This window comes from Methylocystis sp. H4A, assembly GCF_015709545.1.
In the GTDB taxonomy this organism is placed as follows: domain Bacteria; phylum Pseudomonadota; class Alphaproteobacteria; order Rhizobiales; family Beijerinckiaceae; genus Methylocystis; species Methylocystis silviterrae.
In genome coordinates this window covers 13490-38583 of the sequence record NZ_JADNQY010000028.1, presented here as the reverse complement: position 1 = coordinate 38583, position 25094 = coordinate 13490, and the positions used below count along the sequence as shown (strand labels likewise).

16 protein-coding genes are annotated in these 25094 nt (G+C 64.2%); 9 read left to right on the top strand and 7 right to left on the bottom strand.

Features of this window, described 5'->3' with window-relative positions:
• Nucleotides 1-30 precede the first annotated feature (30 nt).
• Nucleotides 31-780 carry a hypothetical protein gene (locus tag IYW40_RS16875; RefSeq protein ID WP_196401467.1) on the bottom strand — a complete coding sequence of 250 codons (750 nt, stop codon included), beginning with the start codon at nucleotides 778-780 and terminating at the stop codon, nucleotides 31-33.
• Nucleotides 781-1254: 474 nt separating this feature from the next.
• On the opposite strand from IYW40_RS16875, the gene IYW40_RS16870 reads away from it, so the two are divergent.
• The 9 genes from IYW40_RS16870 (at nucleotide 1255) to IYW40_RS16830 (ending at nucleotide 16789) form a co-directional block, all read left to right on the top strand.
• Entirely contained in the window at nucleotides 1255-2022 is a 768-nt protein-coding gene (locus IYW40_RS16870; protein ID WP_196401466.1) for a Bax inhibitor-1/YccA family protein, read from the top strand.
• Nucleotides 2023-2136: 114 nt separating this feature from the next.
• Nucleotides 2137-2865, top strand: coding sequence for a cytochrome c biogenesis protein CcdA (locus IYW40_RS16865; RefSeq protein ID WP_196401465.1), 729 nt, complete (start codon nucleotides 2137-2139; stop codon nucleotides 2863-2865).
• Nucleotides 2823-4040 carry a heparan-alpha-glucosaminide N-acetyltransferase domain-containing protein gene (locus IYW40_RS16860; protein WP_246720877.1) on the top strand — a complete coding sequence of 406 codons (1218 nt, stop codon included), beginning with the start codon at nucleotides 2823-2825 and terminating at the stop codon, nucleotides 4038-4040. The genes IYW40_RS16865 and IYW40_RS16860 overlap by 43 nt, the downstream gene beginning before the upstream one ends.
• Nucleotides 4041-4194: 154 nt before the next feature.
• Entirely contained in the window at nucleotides 4195-6789 is a 2595-nt protein-coding gene (locus IYW40_RS16855; protein ID WP_196401464.1) for an MMPL family transporter, read from the top strand.
• A gap of 72 nt (nucleotides 6790-6861) precedes the next feature.
• On the top strand, nucleotides 6862-7434 hold the full coding sequence (locus tag IYW40_RS16850; RefSeq protein ID WP_196401463.1) for a DUF2147 domain-containing protein: 573 nt from the start codon (nucleotides 6862-6864) through the stop codon (nucleotides 7432-7434).
• A 289-nt stretch (nucleotides 7435-7723) separates the two neighbouring features.
• A complete protein-coding gene (locus IYW40_RS16845; protein ID WP_196401462.1) occupies nucleotides 7724-9283 on the top strand; it encodes an efflux transporter outer membrane subunit in 1560 nt (519 codons plus the stop codon).
• A complete protein-coding gene (locus IYW40_RS16840; RefSeq protein WP_196401461.1) occupies nucleotides 9280-10548 on the top strand; it encodes an efflux RND transporter periplasmic adaptor subunit in 1269 nt (422 codons plus the stop codon). Before IYW40_RS16845 ends, IYW40_RS16840 begins: the two co-directional genes overlap by 4 nt.
• Nucleotides 10545-13682, top strand: coding sequence for an efflux RND transporter permease subunit (locus IYW40_RS16835; protein WP_196401460.1), 3138 nt, complete (start codon nucleotides 10545-10547; stop codon nucleotides 13680-13682). The genes IYW40_RS16840 and IYW40_RS16835 overlap by 4 nt, the downstream gene beginning before the upstream one ends.
• Entirely contained in the window at nucleotides 13679-16789 is a 3111-nt protein-coding gene (locus tag IYW40_RS16830) for an efflux RND transporter permease subunit (protein WP_196401459.1), read from the top strand. The genes IYW40_RS16835 and IYW40_RS16830 overlap by 4 nt, the downstream gene beginning before the upstream one ends.
• A gap of 121 nt (nucleotides 16790-16910) precedes the next feature.
• On the opposite strand, the gene IYW40_RS16825 is transcribed toward IYW40_RS16830, so the two are convergent.
• From IYW40_RS16825 to IYW40_RS16800, 6 genes are all read right to left on the bottom strand, one after another.
• Nucleotides 16911-17198: a hypothetical protein gene (locus IYW40_RS16825; RefSeq protein WP_196401458.1), complete on the bottom strand. Its 288-nt coding sequence runs from the start codon at nucleotides 17196-17198 to the stop codon at nucleotides 16911-16913.
• Between the two features lie 147 nt (nucleotides 17199-17345).
• The gene (gene bluB, locus IYW40_RS16820; protein WP_196401457.1) at nucleotides 17346-18071 is read right to left on the bottom strand and encodes a 5,6-dimethylbenzimidazole synthase; all 726 of its coding nucleotides are present in this window, start codon (nucleotides 18069-18071) and stop codon (nucleotides 17346-17348) included.
• Nucleotides 18061-19086, bottom strand: a complete 1026-nt coding sequence (gene cobD, locus IYW40_RS16815; RefSeq protein ID WP_196401456.1) for a threonine-phosphate decarboxylase CobD — start codon at nucleotides 19084-19086, stop codon at nucleotides 18061-18063. Before cobD ends, bluB begins: the two co-directional genes overlap by 11 nt.
• Nucleotides 19083-20540, bottom strand: coding sequence for a cobyric acid synthase (locus tag IYW40_RS16810; RefSeq protein WP_246720875.1), 1458 nt, complete (start codon nucleotides 20538-20540; stop codon nucleotides 19083-19085). Before IYW40_RS16810 ends, cobD begins: the two co-directional genes overlap by 4 nt.
• Nucleotides 20537-21322 (bottom strand): cobalt-precorrin-6A reductase, encoded by a 786-nt coding sequence (locus IYW40_RS16805; protein ID WP_348644300.1) that lies wholly within the window; start codon nucleotides 21320-21322, stop codon nucleotides 20537-20539. Before IYW40_RS16805 ends, IYW40_RS16810 begins: the two co-directional genes overlap by 4 nt.
• Before the next feature lie 217 nt (nucleotides 21323-21539).
• Nucleotides 21540-25055: an indolepyruvate ferredoxin oxidoreductase family protein gene (locus IYW40_RS16800; RefSeq protein WP_196401455.1), complete on the bottom strand. Its 3516-nt coding sequence runs from the start codon at nucleotides 25053-25055 to the stop codon at nucleotides 21540-21542.
• Nucleotides 25056-25094: the final 39 nt, after the last annotated feature.

The window sequence follows — 25094 nt, the reverse complement described above, 5'->3', positions numbered from 1 at the left end:
GCTAAGGCGACGCTCCAACGCGAGGCGCTCTCACTCAGCCGGAGTCGCCTCGGGTCCGTGATCCTCGTCTGGCGCAGTCGGTGGAGGCGGCGGCGGGGGTTTGTGAGCCTTGGCCGTAGCCGTCGTCTCACGACGGCGATGGACGAGATAGATCGCGAAGGCGGCGATCGTGCCGAGGCCGAGCGTAAGATAGATCGGCAGGTCGCGCATGAAGCTCTTTCCCACCGAGAAGGGGAAGCGCGACACCCAACGCTCTCCGTGATCGCCTGTGACGGTGACGATGCCGACGAAATACCCGGGTTCATTGAACGTATGTTCGAAATTGATGGTGCCCGTCGGATAGCTCTTGGGTTCCCGGTAGGCGACAGTGACGGCCTGGAGATCCTCGTTTTCCTTCTCCTCCCCGCCGACATCCTTGACGATGCGCAGCTCGACCTTCATGTCGCGCAGCTCTTCCTGCTCCGCGTCGAAAACCATGATAATCGGCCCGGTGGCCGGAATGTCCTCGCAGAATTCGTTCTTGGACGCTTCCGGCAGATAGCCGGTGAAATTCATGATATCCGGGCCAATGAAGAGCCGGCACCGGCCTTCGGCCGCCCCCAAGCGCCCATGCGCTTCGGCCGGAGCGGGCGCGCCGGCGACCATCGCCACGGCGACGGCAGCGGCCAAAAAAATCGCGAGGCGAAAGCCTCTCGCGAAACGGCAAGCGTCCCGCGGCGTGAGGCGATCTTCACCCACATCCGGCGCGGGATGCGCTTCCGGATTTCCACCATCACGCATGATGACCTCCTGGGTCTTCGTGTGACAAGAACACGCGACTCTCAGAAATGTTGCCTTTGCGCCGCACAGCCGCTCCCCCGTGACGCTTACGCTCCAGGGAGCCGCTCTAACAACGCCTGAGGCTTGATGTTAGCGGATTTCGTCGCTTCAGCAAGGGTGCGACGATCAGTCGCTGTTTCCGCGCTGCGCAACGTGGGGGGCTCTTTCCGCGCGCGGCTCCGTCGGGATCGCCGGCGCTCAAACGAACGCCGCGCCGAGGAATCGATTTTGCAGCGCGAAATAAAAATTGACGGAAATCAGAAAAAATATCGTAAGTCTGCGCTCGGTCGTGGAACGACCTTAAAAACCACCTTAACAAGAGTTCATTCGTGGAAAGCTTGCCACCCAATTAAGGCGGAGCCATATTCAGCGCGAGGCTGGGGTGCGCTTCCCATATCGGAAGCGCGGAACAGCCAACCAGACCAAGAGGATCACATGTCCAACTTCGACCGCAACACCAGCTTCGGCTACGGGCGCGGGGTCGCGCGGCCGACAACGGCTGAGATCGACCAGGGCCTGCGCGCCTATATGCTTGGCGTCTATAATTATATGACGCTCGGCCTCGGCGTGACCGGGCTCGTCGCGCTCGGCGTTTATATGCTCGCTGTCGCCAAGGTGGCGCCCGGCGCGATCGAACTGACGTCCTTCGGCCACATGCTCTACGCGACGCCGCTGCGATGGGTGGTGATTCTGTCGCCGCTGGCGTTCATCTTCTTCATCGGCGCGCGCGCGAACACCATTTCCGCGGCGACGGCCCGCAATCTCTTCATCGCCTTCGCGGCGGTGATGGGATTGTCGATGTCCTCGCTTCTGCTCGTCTTCACGGGCGTATCGGTCGCGCGGGTATTCTTCATTACCGCCGCGGCGTTCGGCGGGCTGAGCCTTTACGGCTACATGACGCAGCGGGATCTGTCGGCCTTCGGCTCCTTCCTGGTGATGGGCGTCTGGGGGCTCGTGATCGCCGGCCTCGTCAATCTGTTCCTGCAGTCGACCGGCCTGCAGTTCGCGCTGTCGATCATCGCGGTTCTGGTGTTCGCCGGCCTGACGGCCTGGGACACGCAGAACATCAAGGACATGTATTACAGCAGCGACAGCTATGAAGTCGCGCAGAAGAAGAGCGTTTTTGGCGCGCTCTCGCTCTATCTGGACTTCATCAACATGTTCCAGTCGCTGCTGTTCCTGTTCGGCCAGCGCAACAACTAAACGGTCGACCGGACCGATTAAGAGCCCCGCTTCGGCGGGGCTTCTTCTTGCGTACGCCTTTGCGGGACGGCCCGCCTGTGGCAGAAGCGCCGAGCGACCTAACGAGGACCCTTAATGGCGGACGTCACATTCCCGGCTGCTGCGGCGGCGGGATTACTGTCCTTCCTCTCCCCCTGCGTCCTGCCTCTGGTGCCGCCCTACCTGACCTATCTCGCCGGCGTCAGCATGGAGGATCTCGAACTCGAGACCCGCTCCCGCGCGCGGCGCGACATTCTGCTGTCGTCGATTCTGTTCGTTCTTGGCTTTACGACGGTCTTCGTCGCGCTTGGCGCAACGGCCAGCGCCTTCGGCGGCGTGCTGCGCGCCAATCTGCATATCCTGTCCTGGGTCGCGGGCGGGATTATCATCCTGATGGGCTTGCACTTTATCGGCCTGCTGAAGGTCAGCCTTTTGTATCGCGAGAAGCGCGCCGAGTTCACGAAGCCGATAGGGCTTTTCGGCTCCTATGTCATGGGCCTCGCTTTCGCCTTCGGCTGGACGCCCTGCATCGGGCCGATCCTCGCCGCGATCCTCGCCGTCGCCGGGACGCAGGAGACGGTGCCGCTCGGCGCCGCTCTGCTCGCAACCTATTCGCTCGGCCTCGGTCTGCCTTTCATCCTGGCCGCCTTGGCGCTCGGCCGCTTCCTCGCCTTCGTCGCGCGTTTCCGCCGGCATTTCGGCAAAGTCGAAAAGATCGTCGGCGTGCTGCTCGTCTTTACCGGCGTCGCATTTCTCACAGGCGGCGTGCAGGAGATGTCCTATTGGCTACTGGAGCTGTTTCCCGGCCTCGCCAAGCTCGGATAGGCGGAACGCAAAACCCGCTCTATGACGAGCACCGGCTGCCGGAGATCGACCGGCTGCGCGGCCTCGTCATGGTCCTCATGGCGCTCGACCATATGCGCGACTTCTTCGACGCGGACGTCATGCGCTTCTCGCCGACGGATCTCGATCACACCTATCCTTTTCTGTTCTTCACGCGCTTCATCACGCATTTCTGCGCGCCGACCTTCACCGTTCTCGCCGGAGTGAGCGCCTATCTCTACGGCGTGAAGGTGAAAGACCCTGCGGCGCTTTCGAAATTTCTGGCCGCGCGCGGCCTGTGGCTCATCCTGCTCGATGTCGCCATCATAAGCCCGATCTGGAGCATGGGCTGGGGCCGGGTCGAACTGTCGACGCTTTGGGCGATCGGCTGCAGCCTCGTGGCGCTTGCCGCCCTCTCGCGCCTATCGCCGCGAATTGTGCTGCTCGTCGGCGTCGCGATCATCTTCGGCCATAATCTTCTCGATGGGATTCACGCCGCCGACCTCGGCGCGTTCGGACCGTGGTGGTCTCTGCTGCACGAACCCGGCAAACTGCCCTTCGGCGTGCCGGGCGGCGTCCTCTATCCGGCGCTTCCCTGGATCGGCGTCGGCGCGCTGGGTTACGGAATCGGGCCGCTGTTCCTCAAGCCGGCGATCCTGCGCGACCGCACGCTTTATCTTGCTGGCGGCGCGGCGCTGGCGCTTTTCGTCGTGCTGCGCTTCTCCAATCTCTATGGCGATCCGCGTCCCTGGAGCGTGCAGCGCGACTCCGTCTTCACCCTGCTCTCCTTTCTCAACGTCACGAAATACCCGCCCTCGCTTCTCTATCTTCTGGTGACGCTTGGCGGCGCGGCGTTGACGCTGCCCGCGTTGGCGCGCGCCGGAAAAAGAATCGGCGAGGCGCTGACGGTCTTCGGCCGCACGCCGTTGTTCTTTTATGTCCTGCATCTTTACGTCGGCGCCCTCGCGGCGCTGGCGCTCACCTTGGCGCGCGGCTATTCCCTGGAAGACGTCGCGGCCTGGGCAAAAGGCGGGGGCCCGCCGCCGGAATTCGGCGCGGGGCTCGCGGGCGCTTACGTCGCGTGGATATTGATTGTATTGGCGCTGTACCCGCTGTGCCGCTGGTTTGCGGAGGTGAAGCGCCGACGCCGCGATCTCTGGTGGCTGACGTATTTGTGACGAGGCGGCGTTAAATTGGCGCACGGCGTCGCCATTAAGGTTTCGGCGTAAGCCGCCTTGGTGGTCGCGCAGCGCGCTTGTATAGAGGAACCCGACCCAGGAGCGCCGGTTCCCGCTCATATGAGGTCTTACGCCAGAAGGCGGGAAAAACGGAATGCTTGAAAAGCTGGTCGCCTTTTGCCTCCGCTGGCCTTGGACAGTGGTTTTGCTCACTCTCTGTCTGACGGCGGGGGGCGTATATGTCACCGCTGAGCGGTTCGCCATCGATACGGAGACCGGAAATCTTTTCTCGCCAGATATCCCCTGGCGCAAGAATGAAGCGGCGCTCTACAAAGCCTTCCCGGACCTCCTCGACGTCATTGTCGTCGTCCTCGACGGCAAGACCAGCGAAGAGGCCGACGACGCCGCGAAACGTCTCAACGCGGCCCTACAGGACAAGCCCCTCCTGTCGCGCGTATGGCGCCCGGACGAGCACGAATATTTCCGCAAGAACGGCCTGTTGTTCCTGCCGGTCCCCGACATCGAAAAACATGTCGGCGTGATGATCGGCCAGCGCGACGTTCTCGAACCGCTCGCCGAAGATCCAAGTTTGCGCGGCCTGTCGAGCGTGCTCGTGGACAACTTCAAGTCCGCCTCGGGCAGCGAACGCGCCATGAAACTGTACATCAACGGCGTCGAGGAGTTTTCCGCCGGGATCGAACAAGCGCTCGCTGGAAAGCAGGCGGAGGTCGACTGGGGCAAGCTGCTGGCGTCGGACGGAAGCGCGCCCGCTGCGCCTGAAATGGACAAGCGACGCATCGTGATCGCCAAGCCGGTCGTCGACTATTCCGACCTTGAGCCGGGCGCCGACGCGATCCGGCTGGTACGAAAGACGGCGGCCGACCTGCATCTCGACGAAGAACACGGAGTCAAGCTGCGCTTGACGGGTCAGGTGCCGCTCGCGGACGACGAATTCGCCACCATCTCGGAAAACATGACTCTCAACACCACTGGCACGCTCGCCGTGGTGACGCTCATTCTGTTCGCCGCGCTGCGTTCGCCAAAGCTCATTCTCGCGGTCCTCGCCACCCTGCTCGCAGGTCTCGCGATCACGTCGGGGCTCGGGATCTTGATGATCGGCCGCTTCAACCTGATCTCGGTCGCCTTCGCCGCGCTGTTCATCGGGCTTGGGGTCGACTTCGGCATCCAGTTCGCGACCCGCTATCGCGAAGAACGGCACAGCGACGACAATCTCGAACGCTCTCTGCTTTCGGCGACCCGGGGCATCGGCAGCTCGCTGACGCTCGCCGCGGTGTCGCTGCTCGCGGGCTTCTTCTGCTTTTTGCCGACCTCGTTCAGCGGCGTGTCCGAACTTGGACTCATCGCGGGCGTCGGCATGATCGTCGCCTACGTCGCGACCCTCACGTTCTTGCCTGCGGCGATCAAATTGCTGCGCCCGCGCGCGGAGCATGTGCCGATCGCGACGACGTCGCTCGCCGCCGTGGATCACTGGATCGCGCATCACCGGGTCTTCGTGCTGATCGCCACGGCGATCGTCGTGCTCGCCGGCATGCCGGCGCTGATGCATCTGACTTTCGACTCCAATCCGATGAACCTGCGCGATCAGAGGGTGGAATCGGTCGCGACTTTTCTCGATCTCTCCAAGGACCCCAAGACGGCCCCAAACAAGATCGAGGTGCTCGCGCCGTCGATCGAAGCCGCGCGCGAACTGGAAAAGAAGATCGAGGCGCTGCCTGAAGTCGACCACGTCGACTCGATCGACTCCTTGGTCCCCAAGGATCAGGACGACAAGCTCGCCCTCGTCGACATGGCGGTTTCGCAATTGCGCGGCGTGCTGAATCCCAAGATGAAATCGCCGCCAAGCGACGCCCAGACCGTCAAGGCGCTGACGAACGCCGCCAAGGCGCTGCGCCGCGCGACGGCGAAGAAGCCCATCCCGGCCGTGACGCGCTTCGCCGACGACCTCGACGCTCTCGCCAAGGCGAGCCCGGAGACGCGTGCGGCGGCGCGCCAGGCGGTGTTCGGCGGCTTCGACAAGATGCTCGGCGAAATCCGTCAGGCGCTGCAAGCGCAGCGCGTGACGATCGACACGCTGCCCGAGGATTTGCGTCGCGACTGGATTTCCAACACCGGCCTGGTGCGCGTCGAGGTGACGCCCAAAGGCGACAGCAACGACCGTGTCGTCATGACCGAATTCGCACAAGCGATGCAAGCAATCGCGCCGGACGCGAGCGGTCCGCCGGTGATTGTGTCGGAAGCGCAAAAAACCATTACGCGCGCATTTCTCGAAGCTGGCCTCTACGCCTTTATCGCGATCTTCATCATCCTGGCGGTGGCGCTGCGCAATCCGCTCGACGTCGCCTTGACGCTGGGCCCGCTGGTGCTCGCCGGCATCATGAGCCTTCAGGCCGCAGACTTGCTCGGCATGTCGCTTAATTTCGCCAACATCATTGCGCTGCCGCTGATGTTTGGCGTCGGCGTCGCCTTCCACATCTATTATGTGATCGCTTGGCGAAAGGGCGTCGTCGACATGTTGGCGTCGAGCCTAACCCGCGCCATCTTTTTCAGTTCTCTGACGACGGGAACCGCTTTTGGCAGCTTGATCCTGTCGAGCCATCCCGGAACGGCGAGCATGGGCCAACTTCTCGCCATTGCGCTGTTCTTCACATTGCTCGCCGCCTTCATTATCGTGCCGGCGTTTCTTGGGCCGCCACGCGCGCCAGCAAAGGATGCGGGGGACGTGGCTTGACGGAGTCGGCGTTCCGCCGTTCGCTACTTTGAGCGAATCATATTCATCGCAACCGAACAGAGGTCCGGCGTCATGAGAAAAGCACTTCTACGCATCGCGATGGCGACCGCCCTCTGCGCCCCCACGGCGGCGTACGCCGTCGACGCCGTTTACGGCGTCTGGGTTCGCGAAGGACATCCGGACGACAAGCTGGAATTCTACGACTGCTCGGGCAAGCTTTGCGCCAAGGGGATCGAAGCGATGCCAGATGGCTCACCGGCCCCGCAGGTCTTGCGCAACGCCGCCAAAACAACGCCCAACCACTGGGAGGGCGAGATCAATGATCCCGAAAGCGGCAAGACCTACATCGGCAAGATCGCGCTTGATTCGCCGACGACGCTGACGATGACCGGCTGCCTCGTCGCCTTCCTCTGCCAAAGCGAGACCTGGACCAAGGTTTCCGGACCGACCAAGCCGGCGGCCGACGCCAAGCCCGCCGGACAGCCTGCCGGGAAAACGGCCGCGCCCGCGCCGGACGCGAAGGAGCCTGCTGCGGCGAAACCCGCAGCCCACGAACCAGCGGCCAAGGAGACGGCGAAGCCTGCAGCCAAGGCGACAAAGCCGGGAAAGGGCAAGACGACAGCCCCTCCAGCCGCAACGGAATAGCGGCCCGATGGGGCGCGCGGCGGGGACGGTCCTTACCGATAGGTAACTTGACCGTCGCGGCGCGCCGCGCGAGCTTAGAATTCACAGCTTTTCGCGCGTTGACGGCCATCGCGCGCCTCCCCGCCGCCGCTTAGAGGCCCGCAACTCGTCGCTCGTCAGGTCTTCGGACCAGCGGCAGCGCGTTCGCGAATTGCAGAGACGAGCGACGGGCCTTCCCCACGCCTCCACTGGCGCTTAAGGAAGGGGACGCTCTGGCCGTTCCCGCGGTTCCTCTGGAGACGTCTGCTACTTGACCGCGCCCGCTCTGTCTCGCTCTTTTCGACCAGCGCTGGCGGCCGCCGCGACGCTCGCGGCGGCGCTCGCCGGCTGCGATCTTGAGTGGGACAAGCCCGATCTGTCGGCGCCGCCGCCGGCGCGGTTCATAGAGGCGAAGCCGCATCCGCAGCCGCCGATTTCCGGAGGACGGGATTTCGCTGTCAAATTCGGCTCGAAGGAGCTGACCGGGCTCGTCGAGCGCGCGCTCGACGACAACCTCGACCTCGCGGCGGCGATCGCCCGCATCACCCAAGCCGACGCTCAGGCGCGCATTTCAAGCGCCGCGCAATGGCCGTCGGTCTCCATGACGAATATCGCCCGCACGACGCGGACTCCCGGCACGACGATCAACGTCGGCTCCGCAAGCGGCGGATTTAATCCGGCCACCACGTCGAGTTCGAGTTCGACCTCTACCTCGAGCTCCGGCTTCCGCGCGCGCAACTTCGGCTTTTTCCAGCTTGGCCTGACCGCGAGCTATGAAGTGGACTTCTGGGGCAAAAACGAGGACGCCTCCATGGCCGGGCGCATCCTCGCCAACGCCTCGCGCTTCGATCGCGACGTCGTCGAAATCTCGACCGTCGCCGCCGTGCTGAACGCCTATTTCCAGGTGCTCACGGCTCAGGATCGTCTGCGCATCGCCCGCCAGAACGTCACGATCGCCCAGCAGGTCATGGACGCCATCAACGCAAGGCTCGAAGTGGGCGTGGCGACCGTGCTCGACACGTCGCAACAGCTAACCATCCTTGCCCAGCAACAGGCGACGATTCCGCCGCTCGAACAGACCCTGCGCCAGACCCGCAACAATCTTGCAGTGCTGCTCGGACAGACGCCCGAAAGCATGACCATCAGCGGCGGTTCGCTGACTCGGTTGAGCTTCCCTCGGATTGCGCCGGGTCTGCCGTCGGAAGTGCTGCTACGCCGCCCCGACGTGGCCGAGGCGGAAGCGCGACTCGCGTCGCAGGAATTTTCAGTGTTGCAGGCGCGGGCCGCCTTTTTCCCGTCTCTAACCTTGACCAGCCTCTATGGCTTCCAGAGCGCGCTGCTCTCGACGCTGCTTTTGCGGCCGGACGCCATCGCCATACAGCTCGCCGGGACGATCACGCAGCCGGTGTTCGACGGATGGAATCTGCAGGGGCAATATGACCTGCAGAAAGGCCGCTACTCGGAACTCGCGGCGCTTTACCGCAAGCAAATTCTGACGGCGTTGTCCGAAACCGAGAACGCGCTGATTGCAATACGCGAGACGGACCGCCAGATGAAGTTCCTGAGCGTCGCGGTGACCGCCGCCCGCCGCGCGTTGGAGGCGGCGGAAATGACTCTGCGGGAAGGGACAATCGACATCGTGACGCTGGCGCAGACGCAAACGAGTTATTTCCAGACGCAGGAACAGCTCGCCATCGCGCGGCTCTCTCATTTTCAGGCGGCGACGAGCCTCTATCAAGCGCTCGGCGGCGGCTGGGGGCCGACGACCCGCGAAATCGAGATCGCCCGCTCCAACGCGGCCTATGAAGCCGACAGGGGACCATGGCCATGACCCGCGTCAGCCGAAGGACGCTGCTCGCGATCGGCGCGCTCGCGCTCGCCGTCGCCCTGGGCTGGGCGTATCAGGCCGGAAAGATTCCCGGATTCGGCGCCAGGGACCAGGGTCCCGGCGCGGCGCGTTCCGGCGGTCCGCGCGGCGACCGCATCGTTACGGTGACGGCGGCGAAGACGCGTCTCGACGACGTTCCCGTGACCATTGACGCCGTCGGCACCGTGCAGGCGCTCAACACGGTGACGATCCGCACGCAGGTCGACGGGCGGCTGCTGCGCCTCACCTTCACCGAGGGACAGGACGTCCGCAAGGGCGACATATTGGCCGAAATCGATCCGGCGCTCTATCAGGCGCAATATGATCAGGCGCTCGCCAAGAAGGCGCAGGACGAGGCCAATCTCGCCAACGCCCGCGTCGATCTCGCGCGCTATGAAAGGCTCGTCGTCGGCAATTTTGCGTCCAAGCAGCAGCACGCGACCCAGAAGGCGACCGTCGCTCAGCTCGAAGCGCAGGTGCGGGCCGACAAGGCGGCGATCGACAACGCCAAGACGACGCTCGATTTTGCCACCATCCGCTCGCCGATCGACGGTCGCGCCGGCATCCGCCTCGTCGACGTCGGCAATATTCTGCATGCCTCGGACCAGACCGGCATTGTCGTCATCACGCAACTCAAGCCGATCTATGTCGTATTCACCTTGCCTCAGCAGGCGCTGCCCGCGGTGCAGAAGGCGCAGGCTCAGGGAAGGGCCAAGGTCTCGGCGCTCGGTCCAGACAATGCGACGCCGATCGAAATCGGAGAGCTAAGCGTCATCGACAACCAGATCGACCAGCAGACGGGAACGGTGCGTATCAAAGCGACCTTCGCGAATCAAACGCTGTCGCTCTGGCCCGGCCAGTTCGTCAATGTGCGTCTGATGCTCGACACGCTGAAGAATGTTATCGTGACCCCGAGTCCAGCGGTGCAGCGTGGGCCGAACGGGGCTTTCGTTTATGTGGCGGGCCCTGACGATATCGCGACAATGCGCGAGGTGACGACGGGTCGCCAGGACGAGAAAATCGCAGTCATCGCTTCGGGGCTTCAGCCCGGCGAGGTCGTCATCACCAGCGGCTTCTCTCGGCTGACGGACGGCGCAAAAATTCAGATCATGAATGCGCCTTCGGCTGCAAGCGCCGAAGATGTCGGCGCCGGCGGCGAAGACCAGCGCTCAAACGCGGCGCGCGGCGCGCCGCCCCGACGCACGCGAGGCAATCGAACGCAAAGATGAACGTATCTGCACCCTTCATCCGCCGGCCGGTGGCGACGTCGCTCTTGGCGTTCGCCGTGCTGCTGTTCGGTATGATGGGGTATTTGCGACTTCCCATCTCGCCGCTTCCGCAGGTCGATTTTCCGACCATTCAGGTGACGACGCAGCTCCCCGGCGGCAATCCCGATACGATCTCATCGCTGGTGACGGCGTCGCTCGAACGGCAGTTCGGCCAGATCCCGTCGCTGACCAGCATGTCGTCGCAGAGCTCTTTCGGGCTTTCGCAGATCACGCTGCAATTCGATCTCGACCGCAACATCGACGCGGCCGCGCAGGACGTTCAGGCGGCGATCAACGCCGCCGCCTCGACGCTGCCGCGCAATCTCCCCTATCCGCCGGTTTACGCCAAGGTTAATCCCGCCGACACGCCAATTCTGACGCTGACGCTGCGTTCAAAGACCGCCACGCTGCGCGATTTGAGCGATCGCGCCGACACGCTGATCGCGCCGCAACTCTCGCAGGTCACGGGCGTCGGCCGCGTGTCGGTGCAGGGCGGCGTCCGGCCGGCCGTGCGCATTCAGGCCGATCTTGCGCGCCTGGCGGCCAATCGCATCGGCATGGAGGACTTGCGCCTCGCCATCGCCGCGGCAAACATCGCCGGCGCCAAGGGCTCGCTTGACGGCAGGCGACAGTCTTACATGCTGGACGCCAACGACCAGATTCTGCACGCGAGTCAGTACAACGACATCATCGTCGCCTGGCGCAACGGCGCGCCGGTGATGCTTCGCGACGTGGCTCAGGTCATCGACGGACTGGAGAACGCCCGCGTCGGCGGCTGGCACAATGGCGAGCAGACGGTCGTTCTCGACGTGTTGCGCCAGCCCGGCGCCAACATCATCAACACCGTCGAGCTGGTCAAGAGCGAACTGCCGCAGATTCAGCGGGCGCTTCCCGCCGGCATGTCTCTGGAGATCGTCAACGACCGCACCGTAACGATCCGCGCCTCGATTTTCGAGGTGCAGCTGACGCTTGTGATCGCCTCGGCGCTCGTCGTGCTCGTCGTGCTGATGTTCCTGCGGAGCTGGCGGGCGACGGTCATCGCCGGCGTCAGCCTGCCGCTCTCGATCATCGCCACATTCGCGATCATGTGGGCCGCGGGCTTCTCGCTCGACAATCTGTCGCTGATGGCGCTGACCATCGGCACGGGCTTCATCGTCGACGACGCGATCGTGATGATCGAGAACATCGTGCGCAACATCGAGGAAGGCAAAGCGCCGCGCCAGGCCGCGCTCGACGGCGCGCGCCAAATCGCATTCACGGTCGTATCGCTCACCGTCTCGCTTATCGCCGTCTTTATCCCGCTGCTGTTCATGACCGGCATCGTCGGACGGATGTTCCGCGAATTCGCGCTGACGTTGACGATCGCCGTCGTCGTGTCGGCAGTGATCTCGCTAACGCTGACGCCAATGCTTTGTGCGGCGCTGCTGCGGATGGCGCCGCCGCGGGGACAATCGCGATGGGAGACGCTTTCGCTGGCGCTCGATCGCGCTTATCACGTCTCGCTCGATTGGGCGCTCAAGCGCGAGAGGTTCATGCTTGCGCTCACCGTCGCGACTCTGGCGCTCACCGTCGCGCTCTATGCCGTCATTCCCAAAGGTTTCCTGCCGCGGCAGGACACCGGCGTGCTGTCGGTGGTTTTAGAGGCCTCGTCGGACGCGTCTTTCGACAAGATGACGGCGCTACAGGCGAAGATCGCCGAAGAGTTTCGCCGCGACCCGGACGTGAGCGGCGTGACATCGGTGCTCGGCGTCGGCCCGCTCAATGCGACGACCAATGTCGCGCGGCTCACCGTGATGCTGCGTCCGCATGACGAGCGCCGGGAGAACGCCGAAAAGATCGCCGACCGTCTGAAGGCGGCGGGCGAACAAACGCCGGGCGTCACGCTTTACGTCCAGCCGGTTCAAGACATCCAGATTACGACGCGGCCAAGCCGATCCCAGTTTCAATATACGCTGACCGCCGCTGACGGCGGCGAATTGCTGACATGGTCCGGCCGATTGCTCGATCAACTGCGCATGACCCCAGGCTTGCGTAACGTCGCCGCCGAAACGCAGGAGGGCGGTTTGCGCACGCTCATGCGAATCGACCGCGATAAAATGGGGCGGCTCGGCATTACGGCGCAAAATGTCGACGACGCGCTGAACGACGCCTTTGGGCAGCGGCAGATTTCGATGATTTACACGCAGTCGAATCAATATCGCGTCATTCTTGAAGCTGCGCCTCAATATCTGCGCGACCCGTCGGCTTTGGAGAAGCTTTATGTCGCGCCGCCTGGCGGCGGACCGCAGACGCCGCTAGCGACTTTTGCGCGCCTGGAAAATCTCTCCGCGCCGCTTTCCGTCGCGCATCAGGATCAGTTTCCAGCCTCGACAATCAGTTTCGATCTTGCCGAGGGCTATTCGCTTGGCGACGCGGTGAAAATGATCGCCAACGCGGAAGCCGCAATCGGCATGCCGTCGTCAATCGTCGGCGTATTCAGCGCCGACGCCGCCGAATTCAACAAGTCGCTGGCGAGCCAACCCTGGCTCATTCTCGCGGCGATCGTGTCGATCTATATCGTGCTCGGCGTTCTTTACGAAAGCTTCGCCCATCCCTTCACCGTCCTGACGACTCTGCCGTCGGCGGGCGTTGGCGCGCTGCTCGCGCTGCTCGCCTTCCACATCGAAATGTCCATTGTCGCGCTGATCGGCGTCGTTCTGCTGATGGGCATCGTCAAGAAGAACGCGATCATGATGATCGACTTCGCGCTGGACGCCGAGCGCGATGAGGGACTCTCGGCGCGTGACGCGATCGTGCGCGCCTGCCATCTGCGCTTCCGTCCCATCATGATGACGACGCTTGCCGCGCTCTTCGGCGCGCTGCCGCTCGCGCTCTCGCATGGGCCGGGCAGCGAACTGCGTATTCCGCTGGGCGTCGCGATCATCGGCGGCCTGCTGCTCTCGCAGGCGCTGACGCTTTACACGACGCCGGTCATCTATCTCGCCGTGGAGCGGCTGCGCGTCCGGCTCTCGCCGCCGGCCGAGCCGCCCGCCGCCGAGGCGTTTGAACCGATCGGCGCACTGCCGAAGCCGCCAACCCGCGAGGCCGCCGAGTGAACGTCTCCGCGCCCTTCATCAAGCGGCCGGTCGCGACGACGCTGCTTGCCGGCGCGTTGTTTCTGCTGGGAGCCGTCGCCTATTTTTTCCTGCCCGTCGCGAGCCTGCCGGAGGTGGATTTTCCGATCATCGGCATCTCCGCCCAGCGCCCGGGCGCTGATCCGCGGACGATGGCGGCGTCGGTCGCGGCGCCGCTCGAACGTCGCCTGTCCACCATCTCCGGCCTGAATGAATTGACTTCAACCAATTCGCTCGGTTCGACTCAGATCATCGCCCAGTTCGACATCTCGCGGCCGATCGACGCCGCGGCGCGCGACGTACAGGCGGCGCTTAACGCCGCGCTCACCGACCTGCCGACCGATCTGCCAACGATGCCGACCTATCGAAAGGCAAGCCAATCCAGCATGCCCGTGCTCGTGCTGGCGATGACCTCCGACACATTGCCGACGAGCGCCATTTTCGATGCCGTCGACTCGGTGATGCTGCAGCGCGTTTCGCAGGTTCCGGGCGTCGGCGAGGCGCGCCTCGCCGGCGCCGAGCAGCCAGCGATCCGCGTCCAGGTCGACAGCGCGCGGCTCGCGGCCATGGGGCTCGGCGTCGACGCCGTCGCCAACGCGCTCAACGCCGCCAACGCCCACTCCTCCGTAGGGGCGCTCGGCGGCGATACGAGGGAGATCACGCTCGCCACGACCGATCAGCTGTCGACGCCTGACGATTATCGCAACATCGTCATCGCATCGCGCAACGGCGCGGTGGTCAAGCTCGGCGACGTCGCCACGGTCGAGCGCGGCGCAAAAAACCGCAACGCCGCCGGCTGGTTCAACGGCAAGCCCGCCGTGCTGCTTATCGTCACCAAGCAGCCCAACGCCAATGTTATCGAAACGGTCGATCAGATTAAGGCGCTGTTGCCGCGGCTTCAGGAATGGATACCGAGCGGCATCAAGATCAACGTGCTCGCCGACCGCACGCAAACGATTCGCGCCAGCATTCACGACATTCAGCGCACCCTGGCGATCTCCGTCCTGCTGGTGATGATGGTCGTCTACGTATTTCTGCGCCGTTCGACGCCGGTCATAGCCGCCGGCGTCACCGTGCCCCTTTCTCTGGTCGGCACTTGCGCGGCGATGTGGGTCGCCGGTTTCTCGCTCGATAATCTATCGCTGATGGCCCTGACGGTCTCGGTCGGCTTCGTCGTCGACGACGCTATCGTCATGATCGAAAACATCCAAAGCAACGCCGAGCGCGGTCTGAACCGCCTGGAAGCGGCGCTGGTGGGCGCGAAGCAGATCGGCTTCACCGTCCTTTCGATCAGCCTGTCGCTCGTCGCCGTTTTTATACCGCTGCTCTTCATGGAAGGCGTGATGGGCCGGCTGCTGCGCGAATTCTCCTGGACGCTGACGTTCGCGATTGGGATTTCAACGGTCATCTCCCTGACAGTGACGCCGATGATCTGCGCGCGCTTGCCCGCGCATCGCAAGAAGCCGCCGTCGCGCTTCGATCGGATCGTCGAAGGCGCTCTCGACACGGTCGTCGATTTGTATGCGCGCAGCCTGCGGCCGGTGATCGATCATCCGTGGGCCACCCTTATTGTCGTGGTCGTCTCGATCGGCTGGACGGTGCGTCTCTACCAGACGATTCCTAAGGGCACGCTGCCCCAAGACGATATCGGCCTGATCAATGGAACCACCGAGGCGTCGGGCGACGTGTCTTTCGCCGAGATGGAGCGGCTGCAAAGGCTCGCGTCTGATACGCTGCTCGCTGATCCGGATGTGGCCAATGTCGGCTCGTTCATCGGCGCGAAAAGCTTGACCGCCTCGATGAATCAGGGCCGGCTGTTCGTCGCCTTGAAGCCGGCGGACGAACGGCGTGCGTCGAGCAAGGAGGTGATCGCGCGCCTGCGCGGCCAATTCGCGAAGATTCCCGGCCTGGCCGTGTATATGGTGCCTTCCCAGGATTTGAGGGCGGGCGGGCGGCTCAGCAAGGCGCAATATCAGTTCACGCTGTCGAGCCCGTCGGTGGAAATCCTCGAGGAGTGGCGCGACAAGGTGCTGGCGCGCTTAAAGCAGGCGCCCGAGCTTGTCGACGTGACCACCGATCAGGAGCGCGGCGGCCTTCGCGCCAAAATCGTCATCGATCGCAACGCCGCCTCCCGTATGAATGTGCAGATCGCCGCCATCGACGCGGCGCTGAATAGCGCGTTCGGCCAGCGGCAGGACGCGATCATCTATACTCAGCGCAACCAATATCGCGTGATCTACGAAACGCCGCCCGAACGGCAGCGAGACATTCGCGACCTCGCCGGAGTCTACGTGACATCGACGACCGGCGCCCAGATTCCGCTGACCGCGCTCGCCCATATAGAGCGCAGCTCGACGCCGCTCGTCGTCAATCATCAGGGCGTGGTGCCGGCGACGACCATTTCCTACAATGTCGCGCCCGGCTACAGTCTCGACGCGACCGTCGCGGCGATCGAAATGGCGATTGCGGAACTCAATCCGCCGGGCGGCCTGCGGGCCGAATTCGCAGGCGACGTCGCCGATTTCCGCAAGGTGGCGGCGGGAATGGCGGCGCTGATCATTGCCGCTCTGCTTTCGGTCTACATCATTCTCGGCATTCTCTACGAAAGCCTCATCCATCCGATTACGATCATCTCGACGCTGCCGTCCGCCGGTCTCGGCGCGCTACTGTCGCTTGAACTCTTCGGCGTCGAATTCACCATCATCGCCTTCATCGGCATTTTGCTGCTGATCGGCATCGTCAAGAAGAACGGCATCATGCTCGTCGACTTTGCCTTGCAGGCGGAGCGCGACGGCGGCATGTCCGTGCATGACGCGGCGCTCGCGGCGGCGCGCGAACGCTTCCGTCCCATTTTGATGACGACGCTCGCCGCGATTTTCGGCGCCCTGCCGCTCGCCTTCGCGACCGGGATCGGCGCCGAACTCCGGCGTCCGCTCGGCATCACCATCGTCGGCGGATTGCTGCTCAGCCAGGCGCTGACGCTCTACACGACGCCGGTGATCTATCTGCTGATGAGCAGGCTTAGGCGCAAAAAACCGGCGACGCCTGCGCACCAGCGCATCACGCCGCTAAAAGCCCACGGCGCTTGACGTCAGAGCGCGCCGCGAAAAAGTGGACGCCGGTTTTTCGCGTATAGCGCGCTCTAGTCTAAGTTTTTGGACTCGATCACGTCATCTGCGTTTAGGCGATTCCGCCTAAACGCAGCGTGATCTAGTGCGCCGGCGCTTGCGGCGTTTCGAAGAAGAAGCGCAACACCTGGGCCGCGCCGCAATCCTCGATCGGAATGTGCCAGAACTTCGAATCGAGATCCGGAAACCGCTCCATCGGCAGCTGGATCTGCGTCAGTGGCGCGTGATTGTCGAAGCCGCGCAGCATGGCGCGTTCGAACAGTTTCAGCAGCTGCTCTTCGCAGTCTGGCACTTCCGTGACGGTGAGAATGATGTTGTTGGCGAGGGGGAAGTCTTTCTCGAACAGCTGTTCCAAATTAACCAGCGCCATGTTCGCGTCTCCGACGCCCCCTAAGTGGAGCTTCGACAATCCGGGGATCCCTAACGCCCAACCCTTAACATCACGCCAAAAGATGAGTGACGCTAACAGGTTGTCGATCGGTGTCCACAGGAAAGCCGGGCTCAGCCTTTCAGTTATTTAAGGCGGGTTTGTGGAAGCGGCCAGTTCTCCCCAGCTGTCCTCGAAGATCAGATTCTCCAACGGCAGACGCGAGGCCCAGCGTTTCGCTTCGAGCTCCGGCAGCTTATAGGCCTGCGCGACATAGCCGACGCAGAGATAGGCGACGATGGCTATCTCTTTGGGAATTCTAAAGATATCGCGCAGATCTGCATCCCGGACGATGCTCACCCAGCCGACGCCGACGCCTTCGGCTCGCGCCGCCAGCCAGAGATTTTGAACAGCGCAGGCGGTGCTAAGGATATCGGTGTCCGGCTGCTGCGTGCGCCCGAGCCCTGTCGCGCCGAACCGCGCGCGATCGCAGGTGACGCAGATATTCAGCGGCGCCTTGATGATCCCTTGCAGCTTGAGGCTGCGATAGAGCGAGCGACGCTCCGGCTCCAGCGCCTGTTCCTCGGCTTCACAGGCGCGTTGAAAGGCCGCGTAGGCTGCGCGCCGCTTCTCGACGTCCTTGATAATGATGAAGTTCCATGGCTGCATGAAACCGACGGAGGGCGCATGATGCGCTGCGTCAAGGATGCGCAGCAAAACTTCGCGCGGCACGTCGTCAGGCAGGAACTCGTCACGCACGTCACGGCGCGTGTGAATGACGCGGTAGATCGCGGCGCGCTCGGCCTCGCTGAAGGCTGCGGCGGGCGCCAGATCCGCTGGCTTCTCGTCCGGCTTGTTCGGCGCTTCAGTCGCCATCGACGCTCTCCAGCGCCGCGGCGAGCCGCGCCCAGGCGGCCTCGTTTGGCGGCAGACCGAACCGCAGCCAGTCTGGCCTGTCGGCGAAGCCTCGGGTCAATATGCCGCGCGCGGCGAGATGCGCAAACCAGCGGGGGGCTTGCGGATTCGCCGCCAGCCGAAACAGCGTCGTTCCGCCCATGATGTGAAAACCGGCTTGCGTCAGCAGCGCGTCGAGGCGCGCAGCGTGGCCCGCGCAGGCTCGCGCCGCGCCTATGCGCCATGCTTGATCCGCAAGCGCCCGGGCGCCGATGGCGAGCGCCGGTCCCGAAACCGCCCAGGGTCCGAGCGCCGCGCGCAGCTTCGCCCCGCGCGCACGCGAACAGAGCGCAAAGCCCAGCCGCAATCCGGGAAGCCCATAGGCCTTGCCGAAGGAGCGCAGCACGACGAGGCTCTCATTTTGCGCGAAACCAGCGACGCTCGCTTCCGGCGTGAAATCCATGAAGGATTCATCGACGATCAGCAGACCGCGTTGCGACATTTGCGTGGCGGCGGACAAAATGTCCTGCGGCCCGACCACGCGTCCGTCCGGATTATTGGGAGCGACGATCACGCCAACGTCGGCGTTCGCAAGCGCGTCTATTGTTTCCACCATTTCGACCTGCGCGCCCATTGCCGCCCAACAGGCGGCGTGCTCGGCATAGGTGAAGCCGAGGATCGCGACGCGTTTGGCCGGGAAAACGCGCGGAAGCATCTGAATGAAGGCTTGCGCGCCGCCGCCTGGAACGACGTCGGCTCCGGCGGGCGCGCCATAGGCCTTGCGCGCGGCGCCGTCGAGGGCGGCGAACGCATCATCGTCCGGAAGGCGCGTGAAAACCTCATCGTCAAGCGGCGGCAGTGGATAAGCGCGGGGATTGACGCCCGTCGACAGATCGATCCAGGGTTGCGGCGCGTCGGGAAAAAGCCGCCGCGCGGCGTCGAGTCGCCCGCCATGCGCGACGAGCGGCGGCGCGCCGATTGCCGAATGCGCCGTCATCGCGCCATCTCCCACAGCGCGTCGAGATCGATATGGCGCGCGCAATGCGCCGCAAGCGCGTCGAGCGTCTCTTCGATCGACTCCTCGTAACGCAGCGACGATTGCGGCGCGCCGAGCGTTCGCAGCAGCGACGCGCGCAAGCAATCATCCGCGAAGATTCCATGCGCATAGGCGCCCGCCACACGCCCGTCGCGCGAGCTCGCGCCATCCGCGCGCCCGTCCGCCAGTTGCAGCGCCGGCCGCGCGCAGTCGGAACCGGCGGTTGCGCCGACATGCATTTCGTAGCCGCGGAACGGCGCGTCGAACATCGGCGCATGGCCGCTGACCGGAGCCAGCGCTTTTTCTCCCGTCAGCGTCGTTTCAATATCGAGGAGACCCAATCCCTGCGCTTCGCCGGCGGCGCCTTCGACGCCGAGCGGATCGCGGATGACGCGGCCCAGCATCTGATAGCCGCCGCAAATGCCGAAAACGCGGCCTCCGCGACGGACATGCGCGAGAATGTCGATATCCCAGCCATTGTCGCGCAGCGCCGTCAGATCGGCGATCGTCGCTTTCGATCCCGGCAGGACGACGAGTTGCGTTTCCGGCGGCAGCGGCTCTCCATCCTTGAGGAAGACCAGGCGCACGCCGGGCTCGGCTTTCAGCGGATCGAGGTCGTCGAAATTAGCGATATGCGGCAGCAGCGGCGCGGCGATCGTCACGCCATCGCGCTGATCGCGGCTGCTCCTGCGCAGTCCGAAGGCGTCCTCCGCCGGAAGCCGCGCGGCGGCCTCGAAATAAGGCACGAGGCCGAGCGAACGCCAGCCGGTCCGCGCTTCAACGAAACGCAGGCCATCGTCGAACAGCGAGGCGTCGCCGCGAAACTTGTTGACGATGAACCCTTCGATCATCGCCGCGTCCTCATCGCCCAGCGCCGCCTTGCAGCCGACGAGCTGTGCGATGACGCCGCCACGGTCGATGTCGCCGACCAGCACGACCGGAACGTCGGCTTCACGGGCGAAGCCCATATTGGCGATATCGTTCTGGCGAAGATTGATCTCGGCGGCGCTGCCGGCGCCTTCGACGATGACAAGCTCGGCTTCAACTTTCAGCCGCGCGTAGCTCTCGAGCACAGGCTGCATCAGGCGCGGCTTCAAATCCTGGTAGTCGCGCGCCTTCGCCTGGCCGACGACGCGTCCCTGCACGATGATTTGCGCGCCCGAGGCGCCTTGCGGTTTGAGCAGCACGGGATTCATGTCGATGCGAGGCGTAAGCCGCGCGGCGCGCGCCTGCAAGGCCTGGGCCCGACCGATCTCGCCGCCGTCGCTCGTCACCGCGGCGTTGTTCGACATGTTCTGCGGTTTGAAGGGCGCGACCCTGACGCCGCGATTGGCGAAGGCGCGCGCGAGCCCGGCGACGAGCAGCGACTTGCCGACGTCGGAGCCCGTGCCCTGGATCATCAGCGTGCGGCTCATGAAGCGAGGAAAGCCATCGCCGCGTCGATGCTATGCGTCGTCGCAGCGTCCAGGCTTACCGGACGCGCGATCATGACGACGTCAAGCCCGAGCGTCCGCGCCGCTTCGATCTTGGCATAGGCCAGCGCGCCGCCGCTGTTCTTGGTGACGACGATCTCGATGCGCCCCTCGCGCAGCAGCGCGATCTCATCCTCGAGCGCGAAGGGACCGCGGCCGAAGATCACCTCGCAGGAGGGCGGCAGGTCGGCGAGCTGCGGCGGTTCGATCACCCGCAAGAGATAGTCGTGCTGCGGCGCAAGGCGAAAATTGGCGACGCCCTGCCGGCCGATCGCGAGAAAGACCCGGCGCGGCGCGGCACCGAGCGCGCGCGCCGCCGCGGCGTTGTCGTCGACGTCGATCCAGCGATCGCCCTGCGCACAGATCCATGGCGGGCGCGTCAGGACGAGCAGCGGCGTGCCGGCAACGGCGCAGGCGGCGCGGGCGTTGGCGGAGATGCGCGCGGCGAAGGGATGCGTCGCGTCGATGACATGCGAGATGCGCTCCTCGACGAGATAGCGCGTCAATCCTTCGACGCCGCCGAAGCCGCCCACTCTAGTCGGCAAATCATGCGCGATCGGCGCGCTGGTGCGTCCGGCGAGCGAAATGACGCCTGCGAGACGCGAGTCGGCGGCGATACGCGTCGCAAGCGCGCGCGCTTCGCTCGAGCCGCCGAGCACAAGCGCGCGGCGATGCGGGTGCACGGCATACGAAGAAAGAAGAGATGACGAAAGCGAAACTGTCACGCCAATGTCCACCGATCCTTTTAGCGCATCACTGCAGAACTGATTGATCGCTTCGCGGATGTCATTCCCGACGCGCGGAAGCGCGATCGGGAATCCAGGGCCAAATCCGAGCCTCGCAATGTGGCTCTGGATTCCCGATCAGGCCTTTGGCCTGTCGGGAATGACGACCCCAAGGCGCTGGCGGTCGGATTTATATCACCGCTTAATCCCGGCGGGCTCACTCTGCGGCGAGTTTCACCGCGCTTGGCTGGCGATATTCGGCCATGAGCCGCTCGCGCTCAGCGTCCGCCGCCGCGATGTGGCGGGCCTTGATGTGGCCAAACCCGCGGATGTATTCCGGCACACGCGCCAGCGCGACGGCGCCCGCGTGGTTTTCCCGCGTCAACGAAGCGGCAAATTCATCGAGCAGCGCTTCGTAATCCTTCAGCAACCTGCCCTCGACCACCCGGTCGTGGTCGAAGCGGAAGACGTCGAACCAGGTGTTGCGCAAGCTCTTCATCCGCGCCAAAACGCGCAGCACCTTGAACATCCAGGGACCGAAGGTGATCTTGCGCGAGCCGCCGAAGTCGGTCTTGCGCTGCAGCGACGGAAAATTCGGCGCGAGATGCAATTCGAGACGCAGATCGCCGTCGAATGTTTCCTCGAGCTGGCGCTGGAAACCGCCGTCCGTGTATAGCCGCGCAACCTCATAATAGTCTTTCGTCGCCATCAGCTTGAAGAGATAGCGCGCGACCGCTTCGGTGAGTTCGCGTGAACCCGGCGTGCGCGCGCCCTCCAACTTGGCGATCTTCTCGACGCGGGCGCGATAGCGAGCGGCGTAGGCCTCGTTCTGGTAACCGACGAGAAACGCCGCGCGACGTTCGATGATCTCCTCGAGCGTCTTCGAGTTCTCGCGATCGCCGTTGGGCTGGCGCAGCGACTTAACGGTGGCGAGCACGCTGCTCAGATCATGCGCGGCGCGTCGGCCCCACAAGAAGGCCGACTGATTCATCGGCACGGATTCGCCGTTCAGTTCGATGGCGCGCAGGATCGCCGCCTCCGACAGCGGCAGATAGCCCTTCTGCCACGCGTAGCCGAGGATGAAAATATTCGCGGCGATCGAGTCGCCGAGCAGCGCCTGCGCCAGCGCCGTGGTGTCGATGAAAGTCGACTCCGGCCCTGCGGCCCGGCGGATCGCCTGCTTGATTTCTTCCGACGGCAGCACGAAGTCGGGATTGCGCTCGATATCGCCGGGGAACACTTCGGCGCTGTTGACGAGCACCGCCGTCTTGCCCTGCTCGACGGCGGCGAGCACCTGTTTCGCGCCGGCGACGACGAGGTCGCAGCCGAGCAGAAGATCGGCTTCGCCCGCAGCGATGCGGATGGCGTGAACCTCCGCCGGCGTGCGGCCGATCTTCACGTGGCAATAGACCGCCCCACCCTTCTGCGCGAGGCCGGCCATATCGATGACGCCGACGCCTTTGCCCTCGAGATGCGCGGCCATGCCAAGAATGGCGGAAACGGTGACGACGCCCGTGCCGCCAAGCCCCGCGATAAGAACGCCGTAAGGCACGGCGCCGATCTCGGCGATCGCAGGCTCCGGCAACGCAGGCAGTCCGCCGTCGTCCTGCGTCGAGGGCAGCGGCGCCTTCTTCATGCGCCCGCCATGCACGGTGACGAAGCTCGGGCAGAATCCCTCGAGACAGGAAAAGTCCTTGTTGCAGGCGGACTGGTCGATGCGCCGCTTGCGGCCGAATTCAGTTTCAACCGGCTGCACCGCGACGCAGTTCGACGCCGTGCCGCAGTCGCCGCAGCCCTCGCACACGAGTTCGTTGATGATGACGCGCGAATCCGGATCGTTCATCAGCCCGCGCTTGCGCAGGCGACGCTTTTCGGTCGCGCAGGTCTGATCATAGATCAGCACGGTGACGCCGTCCGTTTGCGCCAGATCGCGCTGCACCTCGTTGAGGACATTGCGATGATGGATCGTCAGGCCCGGCGGCCAGCCGATCGTCGGCGCAAATTTGCCAGGCTCATCCGAGACGAGGGCGATCTTCTGCACGCCTTCGGCCGCGACCTGCCGCGCGATTGTTTCGACGGTCAGCTCGCCTTCATGCTTCTGGCCGCCGGTCATCGCGACGACGCCGTTGAAGAGAATCTTAAAGGTGATGTTGGTGTTGGTCGCGACCGCAAAGCGGATGGCGAGCGACCCCGAATGATTATAGGTGCCGTCGCCGAGATTTTGGAACATATGCTTGCGCGTCGAGAACGGCGCCTCGCCGATCCAGTTCGCGCCTTCGCCGCCCATATGGGTGTAGCCTTCCGTCGAGCGGTCCATCCATTGCGCCATGTAATGGCAACCGATGCCGGTATAGGCGCGCGAGCCCTCGGGCACATGGGTCGACGTCGAATGCGGACAGCCGGCGCAGAAATGCGGCACGCGAACGGTGACGTCGGTCATCGTCCGGCGGCGATCCTGCAGCTTCTCGAGCCGGCGCACGCGCGCCTCCAGCTCATCGAGCGAATGATATTTCAACAGCCGTCGGCCGATGGCGATGGCGACGTCATTGGAGTCGAGCGCGCCCTTGACCGGGAACAGCCATTCGCCGCGCTCGTCCTTCTTGCCGATGCAGAGCGGCTGATGCGGCGCGCCGTACAGTTCCTCACGCAGCTGCACTTCAATGAGCGAGCGCTTCTCCTCGACGACGATGATGAGGTCGAGGCCGCGGGCGAATTCACGTAGACCCTGCGGCTCCAGCGGCCAGGGCGCGGCGATCTTGTAAAGGCGCAGACCGAGATCGTTCGCCTTCACCTCGTCCAGGCCAAGATCGTCCATCGCCTGGCGCACGTCGAGATAGGACTTGCCGACGGTGATGACGCCGATCTTCGGATTGGCGCCGCCGGAGGTAATGATGCGGTTCAAGCGATTGGCGCGGATGAAGGCGAGCATCGCGTCGCGCTTGCTCTCCTGCATGCGCTCTTCCTGCGCGAGAACCGGATCGCCGGGGCGGATGTTGAGGCCGCCCGGCGGCAGAAAGAAAGATGGGGGGGCGATCGGGCGGATGCGGTCGAGCGAAGCGTCGATCGAGGCCGTCGACTCGACCGTATCCTTGAGGAGCTTCAGACCGACCCACACGCCCGCGAAACGCGACATGGCGAATCCGTAAAGCCCGTAATCGAGAATTTCCTGCACGCCGGCCGGCGACAGGATGGGGATCATCACATCGACGAAATGATAATCCGACTGATGCGCGGTGGTTGAGGATTCGGCGGTGTGATCGTCGCCCATGAGGGCCAGCGCGCCGCCATGGCGCGACGTGCCGGCGAGATTGACGTGGCGGAAGGCGTCGCCGCTGCGGTCGATGCCTGGACCTTTGCCGTACCAGAGCGAGAAGACGCCGTCGTATTTGCCTTCGCCGCGCATCTCGGCCTGCTGCGCGCCCCAGATGGCGGTCGCGGCGAGATCCTCGTTGAGCCCCGGCATGTACAAGATATTATTGGCGTCGAAGAGCGCCTTGGCCTTGTGCATCTGCGCGTCGACGCCGCCGAGCGGCGAGCCGCGGTAGCCGGTGACGAAACCCGCGGTGTTCAGTCCAGCGCGGCGGTCCGCCTCCTTCTGCATAAGGAGCATACGCACGATCGCCTGGGTGCCGGTGATCAGAACGCGCGACCTGTCGAGATCAAATCGATCGGAGAGCGACGCCTCGGCGAAGGCGGAGCCGGTCTTTGCGTCGCCGGCGGCTGTGTCCGCCATTACTGCTCTCCTGCGAGAAATCGGGGCGAAGCGCGCTTG

Coding starts and splice junctions, on each gene's coding strand:
- IYW40_RS16855 (WP_196401464.1), top strand. CDS start 4,195: ATGCTTGAAAAGCTGGTCGCCTTTTGCCTCCGCTGGCCTTGGACAGTG.
- IYW40_RS16865 (WP_196401465.1), top strand. CDS start 2,137: ATGGCGGACGTCACATTCCCGGCTGCTGCGGCGGCGGGATTACTGTCC.
- IYW40_RS16875 (WP_196401467.1), bottom strand. CDS start 780: ATGCGTGATGGTGGAAATCCGGAAGCGCATCCCGCGCCGGATGTGGGT.
- IYW40_RS16840 (WP_196401461.1), top strand. CDS start 9,280: ATGACCCGCGTCAGCCGAAGGACGCTGCTCGCGATCGGCGCGCTCGCG.
- IYW40_RS16825 (WP_196401458.1), bottom strand. CDS start 17,198: ATGGCGCTGGTTAATTTGGAACAGCTGTTCGAGAAAGACTTCCCCCTC.
- IYW40_RS16835 (WP_196401460.1), top strand. CDS start 10,545: ATGAACGTATCTGCACCCTTCATCCGCCGGCCGGTGGCGACGTCGCTC.
- IYW40_RS16870 (WP_196401466.1), top strand. CDS start 1,255: ATGTCCAACTTCGACCGCAACACCAGCTTCGGCTACGGGCGCGGGGTC.
- IYW40_RS16800 (WP_196401455.1), bottom strand. CDS start 25,055: ATGGCGGACACAGCCGCCGGCGACGCAAAGACCGGCTCCGCCTTCGCC.
- IYW40_RS16810 (WP_246720875.1), bottom strand. CDS start 20,540: ATGAGCCGCACGCTGATGATCCAGGGCACGGGCTCCGACGTCGGCAAG.
- IYW40_RS16850 (WP_196401463.1), top strand. CDS start 6,862: ATGAGAAAAGCACTTCTACGCATCGCGATGGCGACCGCCCTCTGCGCC.
- cobD (WP_196401456.1), bottom strand. CDS start 19,086: ATGACGGCGCATTCGGCAATCGGCGCGCCGCCGCTCGTCGCGCATGGC.
- bluB (WP_196401457.1), bottom strand. CDS start 18,071: ATGGCGACTGAAGCGCCGAACAAGCCGGACGAGAAGCCAGCGGATCTG.